We start from the raw sequence: 14,429 nt of genomic DNA, 5'->3' as shown, positions 1-14,429 counted from the left end.
TTAATGAGATAGAGGCTTTTTACTGTATAAACTAAATGATGAAAAGCCCATTCTTTTACCTACTGTCGAATCAAACGGTTTGGCTTCGGTAATAAGTTTATATCACTTACACGACATGGATTGATATCGATACCACCACGGCGTGTATACCAAGCTCTAACCATGAGCTCACTTGGCCGATAGTATTGACTCAAATCAGCGAATATTTGCTCGACGCATTGCTCATGAAAACCATTGTGCTGACGAAAGCTTAAGATATAACGCAACATATTGGCTTCATTAATTGTCTTATTACTGGTTATCGAAACAGCCAATGTACCCCAATCGGGCTGATTGGTCACCGGACAATTACTACGCAGCAAGTTAGAATAAAAAGTATAAGGCTGAGTAACGTTACTTTCCAAAAACTTATCACTGTCTAAATTATTATCACTACTGAGCAAAGACGCATCAGGATGCTCACATAAAGCGATTTTATCTGTGCTATCTGCCAATGCATTATCGATACAGACGCCATCAGGCTTATTAATTAACAGCCCTGACATGTCATCATCTAGGCCAAATAACTCAACCTGCACCTCTGCTTGTACACATGCTGATAAATCTTTAGCAATCAGCGTTTGCACTTCTTCCCAGCTGACAAATTCAGTAAAGTTAATACTGTTTAGGTATAACTTAAGCGACTTTGATTCTACGATAAATGGCGAGCTGGCAGGTACACTAAAACGTGCTATAGCGACTTGCGAGATACCTTGATGATTAAGCCATGACATCTCGAATGCTTGCCACCAATCCACACCGACTGCCAACTTGTCATCATGCCAGCCAATCGCATCACGTCCCATACTACGCGCAATGGGATATAGCGTCTCTGGACTATACTCGGTTGGATAGTCGGTGGTCTGCTCACCTAAAATACCGTGGATACTCATTTACTTTTCCTAATCCTATATATTCTTATGAACTTGATTATTTCTAACCATACCTATCGCTGTTTTTAGTAATCTACAAAATACTTGTTACAATCGAACACGCGATCCATTACTTAATAGGCGATAAGAAATAGCATAAAACACCACACAAAATGTAAAAATCGCTGCCATTGAATACCAAACATTTACATCAGAGTAACCCAGAATACCGTAGCGGAACGAGTTGACCATATAGACGATTGGATTCAGTAGCGAGATATTTTGCCAAAACGGTGACAAGTTCTCCATCGAATAAAACACACCGCCAAGATAGGTAAGCGGAGTAAGCACAAAGCTTGGAATAATGGAAATATCATCAAATGAGCGCGCAAACACAGCGTTAATAAAGCCACCCAGTGAGAACAAAATAGATGTTCCAAGCACGGTAAACAAAGTCACAAATAAATGCTCAATACCAAGATCAGTAAAGAATAGCGCTACGATAGAGACGATAAAACCGACAGTCAATCCACGGAAGACACCACCACTGACATAACCCATCAAGATAGCGTGCTTGGAGACTGGCGATACCAACAGCTCTTCAATACTGGAGGTGAACTTCGCACTAAAAAAGCTCGATACAACGTTTGAATAACTATTGGTGATAATCGCCATCATAATTAAGCCGGGGACGATAAACTGCATGTACGGAACACCGCCCATCTCCCCGACACGCGACCCGATCATTTTACCAAATATGACAAAATAAAGACTCATCGTAATGACCGGAGGTAATAGCGTCTGTGGCCAAATACGCAGAATTCGACGAACTTCTTTTAGTAATATAGTACGAAAAGAAATCCATTTTTTAGCCCATGACATGGTTTCATTAGGGTCTACCACTATCTTCTGGTTCATAATCCTGCCTCCTTCATACTGTCTGCACTCTGGATATTTTTGTCAACTAGGCGCATAAACAACTCTTCCAATCGATTGGACTTGTTACGCATACTGGCAATAGTGATACCTTGGTTAGACAGCTGAGTGAAAACACCATTCAACGACTCACCTTCAGTCAACGTCACTTCAATCGTAAGATCATCGGGCTGCACTACTGCTGTCACATTGTTCAATACAATCTGATGTGTCAGCGGAGTAGTTACATCAAATACAAAAGTCTCAACCGATAGCTGAGCGAGCAAATCCTTCATATCCGTATTAATACGGATTTCACCATGGTCTAAAATAGCAATGCGCTTACACAGTTGCTCAGCTTCTTCTAGATAATGCGTGGTGAGGATAATAGTGGTGTTCTCTTCAATATTAATTTGTTGCATAAACTCCCACATAGAGCGGCGCAACTCAATATCCACCCCAGCGGTTGGCTCATCGAGGATCAATAGCTTAGGTTTGTGAATCAACGCTCGTGCAATCATCAAACGTCGCTTCATACCACCTGATAGCTCACGTGACATAGTATCGCGTTTGTCCCATAGTCCTAACGCTTTAAGCAAGCGCTCAGCACGCGGTTTTGATTCTTTAGGCGGAATACCAAAATAACCGGCTTGAGTAATTAGGATATCTTGTACTTTTTCAAACATGTTGAAGTTAAACTCTTGCGGTACTACCCCAAGATATTGCTTGGCAATCGAAGGATTGGCCAAAAGGTCGACACCGAAAATATTGACGCTACCAGTTGTCGGCTTAAACAGTGAGCTAATAATGCCAATCATCGTTGACTTACCAGCACCGTTTGGGCCAAGTAAAGCAAAGAATCCGCCTTGTGGCACCGTTAAGCTGACATCTTTTAGTGCCGAAAACCCATTGTCATAGGTCTTGGATAGATTTTGGATAGAAAGCGCTGGTACCTCAGACATGAATACCTCTTTATAGATTTGTGAAATGAGTGATGTAATGCCTTAATGTGAGGTTACTTTAGATAGATTTCAACTGCAGCATACTATAAGTACATAATTGATTGCATCAATCATCAACCATAAAAAAACGTCTATATCATTAAGTGAAATAGACGTTTTACAATTACATATGATGTAGATAAAGCCATTGGTTACAGATTAAGCACCTATAGCGTAACAACGCTAGTATAAATTAGCTTGCCTCACCAACCATGTAATCCACAGCATTCTGAACTTCTTCATCAGGAATATCAGCGCCACCTTTCGCAGGCATAGCATTAAATCCATTAATAGCATGCGTATATAAAGTATCTGAACCTTTTGCTATACGTGGTCCCCAAGCGCCTGCATCACCTAGCATAGGTGAGCCAAGCAAGCCTGATGCATGACACGTTTGACATACTGCGTTATATACTGTTTTACCATCACGTGGCTCACCATCTGCTGATGGACCAGATGAACGAGCAGTCACATCACAAACTTCGTCGTCTTCAAAGCATACTTTAGCAACAGGCTGAATACGAGCAATCAGGTTAGGATACAACGCAATTAGCTTTTGTACTTGTGGCGTATCTTCAGGGATTGGCTCTTCATTAGCGGCAGCGGCAGGAGCAGCTTGTACGGTTTCTTCTGCTGTAGCATCTCCATCTGCAACAGTGGCAGCGTCTGCATTCCCAGCTTCAGCAACAGGAGCCGTACCATCGGTAGTATCAGCGGCAGCCTGTGTTTCGTCACCTAGCTTTTGAGGAGCATTTTCTACAACCTCTTGTGCTTCTGCTACATCAGATACGGTTACAGGAGTGTCTGCAACATCTTCAGCTTGGCTCACTGCGATACTAGCGATTCCTAGAATGGCAGCTGCCGATAACATAACTACTTTTCTCATTCGTCACGTTCTCTTATTACGTATACAAGTGTTGGCACGACTTGGACATTCTGTCTATCTTCCTTCGATAACATCTAGTTATCGATGGCAAACAGCCATCCCGTATGCAAGCGTACTTGTAATCGGTGATTATAAATATGAATTCTCCCTAACATTATAAGGGAAAAGGCAGGTAGATTGCCATGCCTGTTTGCTGACTATCTTATTTTTTCTCAAAAAATCTTAATAGCTGGCTTCATTCATTGGCTTTCCACCTTTTATTTGTTAGACTAAGCGGTCTTTATTTTTCGACACGTTGCACTGCTAAAGACGCTTGTCTAGAAATCGTGTTACTCAATATAGCAGTCAATTCATTTTATGCGCTCGTAGCTCAGTTGGATAGAGTATCGGTCTCCGAAGCCGAGGGTCGTGGGTTCGATTCCCGCCGAGCGCACCAATCATTGTATTACCCACTTTCTAAACCCTCCTTTTGTTTGATTTTGCCTTTTTATCTGCTTTTGTTTAGCAGTGATTCTATGTATATAGTTTTTGTAAACATCATTTTATTAACTGCATTATTCTTCTAGCACTAAAATCGTAGATACTACTCTGTTCATCACACCTTTAATAAGTAAATTTCAGCATATAATCAACTATTTAACTAGCTCTCAAGCTATCTTTACAAAAAAAACTTCTTTATTAAAAATATTGCTTACATTTCAAAAGCAATATGAGTATTATTGCGTCTTAAGGTATTTATGTAACTATATGTATATAAACGAATATTAGCGCAATATTCTAGAAACTAAATATAGTCTTAAATACAAAAATATTTGTTTGGCTCGTTAATTGCATATTTAAGAAATGCTTGAAACAAGCTAGCAGTTTGTAAATTTTAATATTATATGAGTTGAGTCTAGGAGACGTAATGAGTGTTTTTTATATGGCTGCATTGTCAGTAGGATCTGTATTTTGGGGTATGGTAGTCGTTTGGTTAATGGCAACACGATGAGTAACATCGAGCTTAACCATATCAAAATCTTGATATGGTCAGAATAATATAGGTATCTAGCATTTTTACCTATGTAGCAACATAACCATTTAAATAATGTCTTAAGAGCTTTTACAAAGCTTCATATAATCATTATGAGTAGGTTCAATAAAAATATATGACTCAAAATGAAAGTTTAATCGTAATTCGCTGACTACTAGCTGTTAACTTGCTAGGCGCCTAAGCCTTATTACTTTTCCTAACTTCTAGGCTATTTTCTCAATACGAAAAAGTTACGACCAACTTGCTTTAATTTCCGTAGGTCTCCTGCTTTTCTCACAGAGCTAAAATCATTTAGACAGTCCTATACACCAAATACTATTTTGCTAGCTCAGCGCTTGTATTTCTATGTTTAGCTCAATAGACATCTTGCAAATCAGTACTCAGCTGCGCCCGATTCGGTACTCGATGATAATTAATAATAGGCACATCTCCTAATCGTCGCTGACCTACTGCTATACTATTATCTATAGTAATCATCGCAATCTTCTTACCTTCTTTAACGATAAGCAAGTGCTTGGCTCTTCGACTGGTTCGGTAGTCAGGAAAGTGCTGCTTAATTAAAACGGCAGTTTTCTGCAAACTATCATTAGCTTGTGACTTTGTAGCCGATAGCTTGTGGTTTTTATCTTTATAATTACTTTTAGTACCGCGTAGGTGCGCTATAAACCATAGCACTGCAATGACTGCTAGCAATATGACAAGCCACCAAATTCCGTCTATCATAGGAAGATATATCCATTATTAGCAAGGGTTTAGCCATGTTAGCAGAATTGTCGCCAAAATTAATAGCAGAAGTGCAGCGTGCTGCTAAATTACTAGCTACTAAATCACGCATTTGTGTTTTAACTGGTGCAGGCGTGTCAGCCGAAAGTGGCATTCCCACTTTTCGAGATAAGCAGACTGGCCTTTGGCAACACTACCGTGCCGAGGATTTGGCCACTCCTACCGCCTTCGAACGTGATCCAAAGCTAGTATGGTCGTGGTATCAATGGCGCAGGCAATTGGTCCATGATAAAACCCCTAACCCTGCCCATCTTGCTCTTGCCGAATGGCAACAAGATGCCAAAAAAAATAAACAGAGCTTCACCTTAATTACGCAAAACGTCGATGACTTGCATGAACAGGCTGGTAGCACCGTGACGCACTTACATGGTCACCTGTGGCGTAATCGTTGTCATGACTGTGGTACGCCTTTCCAAAATGAAGTCGCAGCTTGGGATAGTAGCAAAGAGGCTATTAACTTTGACGATGAACTAGTAACTTGCCAGCATTGCGATGGTTATATCAGACCTGATATTGTTTGGTTTGGTGAGGCGCTACCTGGACAGGCGTGGCAAACCGCCGAGGATGCGGCCGCCAATTGTGAAGTATTCATCAGTATTGGTACGTCAAGTTTGGTTTACCCTGCTGCGGGGCTGGCACATTTAGCAAAGCAGAATGGTGCAAAACTTATTGAGATAAACCCTGATCCAACACCCAACACCATCGTTGATATCACATTAGCGGTGAAAGCAGGAGTAGTAATGCCTTTACTGTTACAGCGAGTCATTGCGCTATCATAATGGCTTTACGAAAAACAAGGTTAGGTCTCTAGCTACTAGGCGTACCCTGACCAAAATTATTGTAGTGCACGATCAACTTTAGCTAAATATACTTCTTTTAACTCTTCATCTATAAATGAGGATCTAAAAGAGTTCTTTACCAAAGTGATAATATCATCCTCTGATAATGGTAGGTTTTCGCATAAATTGATAAAGTTCTGATTGATATAACCTTTGAAATAGGCTGGATCATCTGAATTGACACTTACGTTTAGGCCGTAATCCAAAAGCTCTTTTATATTGTGCTCTTTATAAGTTTCAAATACTTTTAGCTCAATGTTTGAGTTTGGACAAACAGTAAGCGGTATTTGCTCATCTTTTAGTCTTTGCATAAGCTCAGCGCTTTTTATAGATTGCACGCCATGATCTATTCTATTAATACCTAGCAAATCTAGCGCTTCGTAAATATAAGAGAAATCGCCTTCTTCACCTGCATGCGCGACTAATTTAAACCCCTCTTCTTTGGCCTTCTTAAATACCTCTGTAAATTTCGATGGAGGATTTCCGAGTTCTGAAGAATCAAGACCGACACCAATAATGTCATCCTTAAATGCCAAAGCTTCTTCTAAAGTATCAAAAGCATCTTGTTGTGATAAATGCCGTAAAAAACACATGATAATACAGGATGTAATGCCGTATTTTTCCTTAGCATCCATCAAAGCTTCTTTTATTCCAGTTATGACCGTTTCAAAAGCAATGCCCCTTGCGGTATGCGTCTGGGGGTCAAAGAATATCTCAGTATGAATAACATTGTCTTCAACGCACTTTAAAATGTACTCCCAAGTCAGATCATAAAAATCGTCTTTTGTGATGAGTACTTTGGCACCGGCATAATATATGTCTAAAAAAGTCTGTAAATTGGTGAAATTATAGGCATCGCGCACATCTTCTATGTCTTTATAAGGAATATCTATGTTGTTTTTTTTGGACAATCTGAACATAAGCTCAGGCTCTAATGAGCCTTCAATATGTAAGTGCAGCTCAGCTTTCGGTAGTTTTCTTATTAATTCAATCATAGTAATCCCACTGTCTTTGTTATCTAAATATACCCTTTTAGAGCACTATTTTAGAAATACGACTGTATCAGATAGCTCATTGCCCGCTGGATCATGCTCCAAATGGTAATATTGACGTAGTAGCTGTCCTACCTCGTCTAATAAATCGCTTAAGCTCTCTTCCATTTTCTTATTAGCAATGCCTGTTACTGCTTTATCACACATCGCTCGCCATACTGTTGGGCTAACATGGGCACTGATACCACGATCAGCGATGATTTCCAGCTTGTGCTCACAGATATTGACATAAACTAAGACACCAGTGTTTTCTTCAGTATCCCATACTCGATATTCGCTAAACAGATCAATAGCGCGCTCACGGCAGTTGGTGCTATAAGCATCTTGAATAGGCAGATGATTTTCTACAATCAAAAACACCTCGCCACGATGACCTTGCTCCGCTTCTGTCACTTTTACTGTCAGGCGTGCCTTGGCCTCTGCCGTCAGCCATTTGCTATGCAGCATAGGGACAAATAAGACTTGACGCCACCAACGGGCAAAACTTGCCTCTGATAAAGGTAAGTTATTTTGTACCATTATTTTTTCCTCAAGTAGGCGATTGCTAACTGTTATCTAGTAGGTATTCAAACATGCTATATAGTCAATCCACTATAAAATAAATATAGCGCTACTGAGATAAATTTTGCGCAGCCTCTGTCTGCGTAGGCGCAGCAAGCAAGGAAAAACTATCTCAGTAGCGCGTTATTATTTTTGTACTTCTTTTATTTAGGACTGATTATACAAGCAGCTTTTTCAATTTTCGACGCTAGAAACTGACTTTAAACTAGAAATCGATTATAAAATTGGTGATAAGTGAATAAATTCAACAAAGTCTACCACGAGCCTCCAGCACCGCCACCGCCAAAGCCACCGCCGCCACCGCCAAAGCCACCACCTCCAAAACCGCCACCGCCACCGCTGCCCCCACCAAGACCAGGCAAAAATATCATACCGCCTTTACGTCCACCGCCGCGTCCTCCTCGACCACCGCCACCTGAGCCTCGAGCAATCAAGAACATCCAGATAAATATGGCCATAATGACAGTCATGAAAAATCCGCCACCCAATGCTAGAGAACCTGCGAAGAAACCACCTGCGGTTAAGATAGAACCAAATACGCGTCCAAAGATACTAGTAATAAACTTACCAAAAATCATTGCCATTATAAATAGGAAGATAGGAGTTGGTAGCTCATCCGAGCCTTGCTGAGCAGTACGTTCCGCTGCTTGAGCATCAGCGCGGGCCAGTACTTCAGGGTCAGCATTGAGTCGATTTTCAAGGGCACTAACGCCTGCCAATATCCCTGCCCCATAGTCATTTTGTTTAAACAATGGCGTAATATCCTCACGAATAATACGATTAACCGCAGCATCCGGTAGAACACCTTCCAACCCATAGCCAGTCAAAATATACATATCGCGATCATTGACAGCTACCACAATTAGCAAACCGTCATCGATGTCTTTATCCCCTAACTCCCATTTAGTGGCAACTTGCAAAGCATAGTCAAATATTGGCAAGCCATTAGTGGTTGGCACAATGACAACAGCTGCTTGTGCTAGACCTTGCTGATAGATATTACGCAGCTGTGCCTCTAAGCGCTGTTTTTCTTGAGGATTTAAGATGTTGGCTTGATCAACGACTGGTTCGTTCAATATCAATTTATCAGCATCGACACTAGCAGCACTTGATTGGATAGGTGGCTTAGTCGTCGCCTGCGACTGTGCTACAGCTTCGTCATTAGCAGCGTTGGGATTGATAGCATCATTACCTAGTATAGTGCCACTAATAGCTTCGTTACCGAGTACCGCATCATTGATAGCTTCATTAGCCTCACCAGCTTTAGCAATAGCAACCAAGTCCTCAACACTACGATTCTGCAACTGTGCATCGGTGGCACTACTATTAGTAGCAGCACTAGCATCATCCGGTGCAGCATATAGCAGCGTGGTACTGCCAGCACTAAGCGTTAATAGTAATGCAGAGACGATCGCTTTCGAGTTATTCATCTAATCTATACCACCTTGAATGACATCCGTGCTGAGCTGGATTGTGACGTACTATATCGAAGCGTTCGGTATTACCGTACGTTTCCATGAAATGTATGCTTCTATTAATACTTATCAACGATAAATAAAAAGTAAAGCCGCCTATATTAGATAGGCTTAACGCAGTAAAGTCGTAAACACTCTGGCATGGCTTTATTTTTACTTTCATCTACTAATCTTTACTGAGCAGTAGCGGCATCATCATCACCGAAATCCACGGTTGGCGCAGTAGAAATCTCTTCTTCGTTAGCTACCGTAAAGTTCGGTTTGGTATCCATACCGAATACTTTGGCGGTGATATTAGTGGGGAACTGGCGTACTGTCGTGTTGTAACCCTGTACTTCTTGGATATAGCGGTTACGCGCTACGGTAATACGGTTTTCAGTACCTTCTAACTGTGCCTGTAAATCTTGAAATAAAGCATCTGATTTCAATTCAGGGTAACGCTCAGATACTGCCATCAGACGTGACAATGCGCCACCCATCTGTGCTTGTGCTTCAGCATAACGCTCCATCGCTTGTGGGTCGTTGAGCACTTCAGGGGTTATATTAATGCTACCTGCACGCGAGCGCGCTTCTGCCACTTGCGTAAAGACCTCTTGCTCCTGATCCGCATATTGCTGCACGACTTTCACTAAGTTTGGAACCAAATCCGAACGGCGTTGATACTGGTTGACTACTTCTGACCAAGCGGCTGTCACTTGTTCATCTTGTGATTGTAGATTGTTATAACCACAACCTGTTAAGCCAACTGTTGAAGTAGCTAATACCGCTGATAGTAACATGGGTTTTACAATAGATTTACGCGTCATATCTGATTCTCCTAATAGTGATAGCTGACCGTTTAGTGATAACTTACCGTTTATCCATTTATTCTGGAAAACAATATCGTGATCGTCAATAAACGGTTACCTTTAATTATGCTGCTAATAATGGCGATATAGCTATTCTTTTACAATTCATCGTTACCAAAACACAACCGCAAAACAAAATAATTGACTTTTTTATCACCAAATAACTCTCTATTCTACCTATCGCCCTACTATCTATCATCTTGCTATGACTAGCTGATTCAGATTTTATTAATAGTTGCTAATAATCACATATTAAAAAGTTATAAAGTACTAAGCTTGCCAGCAATTAGCGCATTCTATTAATAACTTTAGTAGACTTGTATTAGGTTATTAAGTGGTAATTGCAAAATATAAACACAGTAGATTCAAAAAAAAATCTAGTAATTATAAAGAAATTGTGGCAAATTGCAGTTACTTAACCGTATGGTTTGCATACATTCGGTAGTGGAGTTGTTATTCATTTAGTATTAGCTAAGCGCAAAAAGATGAATATCCTGTTTGTGCTAAATGCAAATGCCACAGCTGCTGAGCGAACTGCTCATTGATTCTTTTTCGACATTTATTAATTTATTCAATAGTAACATGTGGTTAGAGTTGATGTACTGTGGATTTGAAAGCTATCAGTAAGTAGAGATAACAAAAACAGCTGAATAAAGGTTGAATGCTGTCAGTATATTGATTGGTATTTAATGACAATAACTACTTGTTTTATCCGCTGGTCTATTCTTTATCTACCTATTCTTACTGCGTTATGTCATCATAATACTGCGACAACCAGAAAGGCAAAAGGAATTGCGACCGCAGCTAAGGTTGTATTAACACTAGTTGTGTTAATGATAAGCCAAGCGGATAAATACAGACAATTACAATCCATCCTTAGTGGTTAAAAGGGTGTTAATTTTTATCTTAATGGGATAATTAACACCGAGCATTACCACTTTGAGGACGTTTGAGGAAGACATAATATGGAAGGTTTAGTCAATTTAGTAAACGGAATTATCTGGAGCCCTGCACTGATCTACCTGTGTTTGGGCGCGGGTCTGTTTTATTCTATTATGACGCGCTTTGTACAAGTGCGTCTATTCGGTGAAATGATCAAATTACTATTTACTGGTAAATCCAGTACAGATGGTATTTCATCATTTCAGGCACTTGCCGTCTCACTCGCGGGACGTGTGGGTATGGGTAACATCGCTGGGGTAGCTGCTGCTATCGGCTTCGGTGGTCCAGGTGCTGTGTTTTGGATGTGGATTGTGGCCTTCTTAGGCGCATCTACAGCCTATGTTGAGTCTACACTCGCACAGATTTATAAAGAAAAAGATGTGATTACTGGCGAATATCGTGGTGGTCCAGCTTACTATTTTGAACGCGCACTTGGTCAAAAATGGTATGGTATCCTCTTTGCGATCGCCTCTATCTTAGCCTGTGGTATGTTCTTACCTGGTGTACAGGCGAACGGTGTTATCAGTGCTTTTGCACAGGTGATGGGTGAAGGAACAATAGTAAATATTGGCAGCTTAGAAGTTGGCTCTATGCGTTTAGTAGCGCTAGGCATTATTCTAGTGGTCCTAGGTATTATTATCTTTGGTGGTATTAAGCGTATTGCAACCTTTACTGAGTTTGCAGTCCCTTTTATGGCACTAGGCTATATTGTCCTTGCTTTGATTATCATGTTTAGTAACATTGACATGGTTCCACAAGTCTTCGGTATGATCGTTGGCGATGCCTTTACGGCACAAGCAGGTTTTGGTGCTGCTATTGGTTGGGGTGTAAAACGTGGGATCTACTCTAACGAAGCCGGACAGGGTACTGGCCCTCACGCTGCTGCTGCTGCAGAGGTTCAGCATCCCTCACAGCAAGGTTTAGTACAGGCATTCTCAGTATATGTAGATACGTTGCTAGTCTGTTCTGCTACCGCCTTCATGATTTTATCTACAGGTATGTATAACATTCAAGGTAAGCTTCCAGATGGTCAGTTCATCGTCCAAAACGTAGCTGCTGGTGTTGAAATTAACTCGCCTGCCTTTACGCAAATGGCAATGGAATCTGTTTATGGTACTTACGGTAATACCTTTATCGCTGTCGCCGTATTCTTCTTTGCCTTTACGACTATCTTGGCTTACTACTATATCGCTGAAGTAAACGTTGCTTATTTGACTCGCTTTATTAGTCGCGGTGCCAATAAAAAAGGTCTCTTTTTCGTCAAAGTCTTAATTATGGTGATGGTTGCTTACGGTGGTCTTAACTCAGCCGGCTATATCTGGGCTATTGGTGATATCGGTGTTGGTCTTATGGCTTGGCTCAATATCGTTGGTATTCTTGTTATCTTTGTTGTTGCACGTCCAACACTCACTATGCTTAAAGATTATGAAGCACAGCGTAAAGCTGGTGTGAAGCGGTATACCTTTGATCCTGCAAAATTCGGTATCAAAAATGCGCCTTATTGGGAAGCACGTCATCTAGAAGAGCAAGAAAGATTGGCAAAAAATCCAATACATAAAGAGCATAAATAACGTTTTTTAAAGAATGTAAAAGTAGCAACTAACGATTAAATCAAAAAAGCCTGAGGCAATGGTCTTGGGCTTTTTCGTGTAGTACACATTAAGTTTAATTGATAATAATCGCCATCGCTCAGATTAAGAGATAGATAACTTTTTAGCAAAACAAAAAACCCAGCAATAAGTGCTGGGTTTTTCTTTTAAAAATATTGACTAATTTAGCTATGTTACTTTTAGAACAACGTTATTTAGGCATTAACACTGTGTCAATTACATGAACGACACCATTAGTCGCCATGATGTCTGGCTGAGTGATATTGGCAGTACCACCACTAGCATCTGTGATCACGTTAGCATCACTAATAGAGAACGCTTGACCGTTCACTGTTTCGATGTCAGTACCATAAGGGATATCAGCAGATTTTACTATCATGCTTGGAATAACATGATACGACAGCACCTTGGTTAGCATATCTTTGTCAGCCAACAGCTCTTCTTTAGTAACATCCAGCTTGGTTAGCACATCAGCGAATGCTGCATCTGTTGGAGCAAATACCGTGTAGTTGGTATCCGTTGCCATTAATGTTTGATCAAGTCCAGCCGCTTTTAATGCTGCGGTCAAGATCGTTAAATCATTATTTTCAGCGGCGATTTCAGCGATATTTTGTGTAGCAGTAGCCTCTTCAGACATAGCAGCAGGTTCTTCCATAACTTCAGGCTCTGCCATTGGCTCCGGCTCAACCATCGGTTCAGTCGTTACTTCAGGCTCAACTGCCGGCTCAGCAACCGTTTCTGCATCGTTACAAGCTACCAATGTCATTGCCGTTGTGGCGATTGCTAAAGATAATAAAGTCTTTTTTAACATGGGTCTATCCTTATGAATATTAATTAAGTAGTTTTGCATTCATTACATTATATAAAGTCAAAAAGCAGCGTTCCGTTCATTTATTGCGGTAACAATACTTTATCGATAACATGTACTACACCATTGGTAGCTGCGATGTCTGTTTGCAAGATACTGGCAGTACGGCCACTTTCATCCATTAGTTTGCCTTCAGGTGTTACCATCAAGGTATCTTTGCTAAGCATCATAATATTGCCTGGTTTTACATCTTTGGCATAAACTGGAGCTGCACCATTAATCACGTGATACCCTAAAATCTTGGTTAATACGGGTTTGTTAGCAAATAGCTGCTCTTTACTCATACCAGTTTCTTGTAAGGCTTGGGCAAAAGCTGCATTGGTTGGTGCAAGGATAGTGAAGTTCGCATCAGGGTTAGCTAACGGACCAGCTATACCAGCAGCTTGTACTGCTTCAACTAACGTTGAGAATTCAGGATTGCTTTGAGCCACTTGTACCACATTCATCTTAGCCATAGCTACATTTTGTGCAGGTGCTTGCTGAGCTTGTGCAGATGCTTGTTTTGCTGGCATCGGTGCTTTTTTAGCTGGCATGATGTTGTTACAAGCACTTAGGCCAACAATTGAGACAGCCAATGTACCGATAGTAGCGAGTTTAGTAAGTTTCATATTCATATCCTTGATTTTGAGGTCTATCCTGAGTGCGAATTTAATGATTGAGTCGTTCTTTTTGAAGGTAAAGTTTTAATAAATTAACTTATACATG

The 14,429-nt window shown here is 40.7% G+C and carries 13 protein-coding genes and 1 tRNA gene; 3 read left to right on the top strand and 11 right to left on the bottom strand.

Going from position 1 to position 14,429, the window contains the following annotated elements; all coding sequences use genetic code 11:
* Window positions 1-59: 59 nt before the first annotated feature.
* From queF to AK823_RS02755, 4 genes are all read right to left on the bottom strand, one after another.
* Window positions 60-932, bottom strand: a complete 873-nt coding sequence (gene queF / locus AK823_RS02770; protein WP_068326050.1) for an NADPH-dependent 7-cyano-7-deazaguanine reductase QueF — start codon at window positions 930-932, stop codon at window positions 60-62.
* 87 nt (window positions 933-1,019) lie between these two features.
* The gene (locus AK823_RS02765) at window positions 1,020-1,793 is read right to left on the bottom strand and encodes an ABC transporter permease (protein WP_068038942.1); all 774 of its coding nucleotides are present in this window, start codon (window positions 1,791-1,793) and stop codon (window positions 1,020-1,022) included.
* Window positions 1,794-1,825: 32 nt separating this feature from the next.
* Entirely contained in the window at window positions 1,826-2,788 is a 963-nt protein-coding gene (locus tag AK823_RS02760) for an ABC transporter ATP-binding protein (protein WP_068034549.1), read from the bottom strand.
* Between the two features lie 232 nt (window positions 2,789-3,020).
* Window positions 3,021-3,713 carry a c-type cytochrome gene (locus AK823_RS02755; protein WP_068326049.1) on the bottom strand — a complete coding sequence of 231 codons (693 nt, stop codon included), beginning with the start codon at window positions 3,711-3,713 and terminating at the stop codon, window positions 3,021-3,023.
* 359 nt (window positions 3,714-4,072) lie between these two features.
* Here AK823_RS02755 and AK823_RS02750 point away from each other — a divergent pair.
* Window positions 4,073-4,149 (top strand) — tRNA-Arg (locus tag AK823_RS02750).
* 951 nt (window positions 4,150-5,100) lie between these two features.
* Here AK823_RS02750 and AK823_RS02745 read toward each other — a convergent pair.
* Window positions 5,101-5,469 (bottom strand): hypothetical protein, encoded by a 369-nt coding sequence (locus AK823_RS02745; RefSeq protein WP_068326047.1) that lies wholly within the window; start codon window positions 5,467-5,469, stop codon window positions 5,101-5,103.
* A 35-nt stretch (window positions 5,470-5,504) separates the two neighbouring features.
* Here AK823_RS02745 and AK823_RS02740 point away from each other — a divergent pair, with 35 nt between their 5' ends.
* Complete coding sequence (locus tag AK823_RS02740) at window positions 5,505-6,308, top strand: NAD-dependent deacylase (protein ID WP_068326043.1); 804 nt, start codon at window positions 5,505-5,507, stop codon at window positions 6,306-6,308.
* A gap of 56 nt (window positions 6,309-6,364) precedes the next feature.
* Here AK823_RS02740 and AK823_RS02735 read toward each other — a convergent pair whose 3' ends face one another.
* From AK823_RS02735 to AK823_RS02720, 4 genes are all read right to left on the bottom strand, one after another.
* Complete coding sequence (locus AK823_RS02735; protein WP_068326040.1) at window positions 6,365-7,363, bottom strand: adenosine deaminase; 999 nt, start codon at window positions 7,361-7,363, stop codon at window positions 6,365-6,367.
* 45 nt (window positions 7,364-7,408) lie between these two features.
* A complete protein-coding gene (locus AK823_RS02730) occupies window positions 7,409-7,939 on the bottom strand; it encodes a TPM domain-containing protein (RefSeq protein ID WP_068326039.1) in 531 nt (176 codons plus the stop codon).
* A gap of 296 nt (window positions 7,940-8,235) precedes the next feature.
* A complete protein-coding gene (locus AK823_RS02725) occupies window positions 8,236-9,411 on the bottom strand; it encodes a TPM domain-containing protein (protein WP_068326037.1) in 1,176 nt (391 codons plus the stop codon).
* Window positions 9,412-9,629: 218 nt separating this feature from the next.
* A complete protein-coding gene (locus AK823_RS02720; protein WP_068034535.1) occupies window positions 9,630-10,262 on the bottom strand; it encodes a LemA family protein in 633 nt (210 codons plus the stop codon).
* 1,007 nt (window positions 10,263-11,269) lie between these two features.
* On the opposite strand from AK823_RS02720, the gene AK823_RS02715 reads away from it, so the two are divergent.
* Window positions 11,270-12,817, top strand: a complete 1,548-nt coding sequence (locus tag AK823_RS02715) for an alanine/glycine:cation symporter family protein (protein WP_068326034.1) — start codon at window positions 11,270-11,272, stop codon at window positions 12,815-12,817.
* Window positions 12,818-13,046: 229 nt separating this feature from the next.
* Here AK823_RS02715 and AK823_RS02710 read toward each other — a convergent pair whose 3' ends face one another.
* A complete protein-coding gene (locus AK823_RS02710; RefSeq protein ID WP_068034531.1) occupies window positions 13,047-13,667 on the bottom strand; it encodes a fasciclin domain-containing protein in 621 nt (206 codons plus the stop codon).
* Window positions 13,668-13,747: 80 nt separating this feature from the next.
* The gene (locus tag AK823_RS02705; RefSeq protein ID WP_068326031.1) at window positions 13,748-14,332 is read right to left on the bottom strand and encodes a fasciclin domain-containing protein; all 585 of its coding nucleotides are present in this window, start codon (window positions 14,330-14,332) and stop codon (window positions 13,748-13,750) included.
* Between the last annotated feature and the right edge of the window lie 97 nt (window positions 14,333-14,429).

It is taken from the genome of Psychrobacter sp. P2G3, from assembly GCF_001593285.1.
In the GTDB taxonomy this organism is placed as follows: Bacteria; Pseudomonadota; Gammaproteobacteria; order Pseudomonadales; family Moraxellaceae; genus Psychrobacter.
Note: the sequence above shows the minus strand (reverse complement) of the source record. Positions and strands in the feature narration are given on the sequence as shown.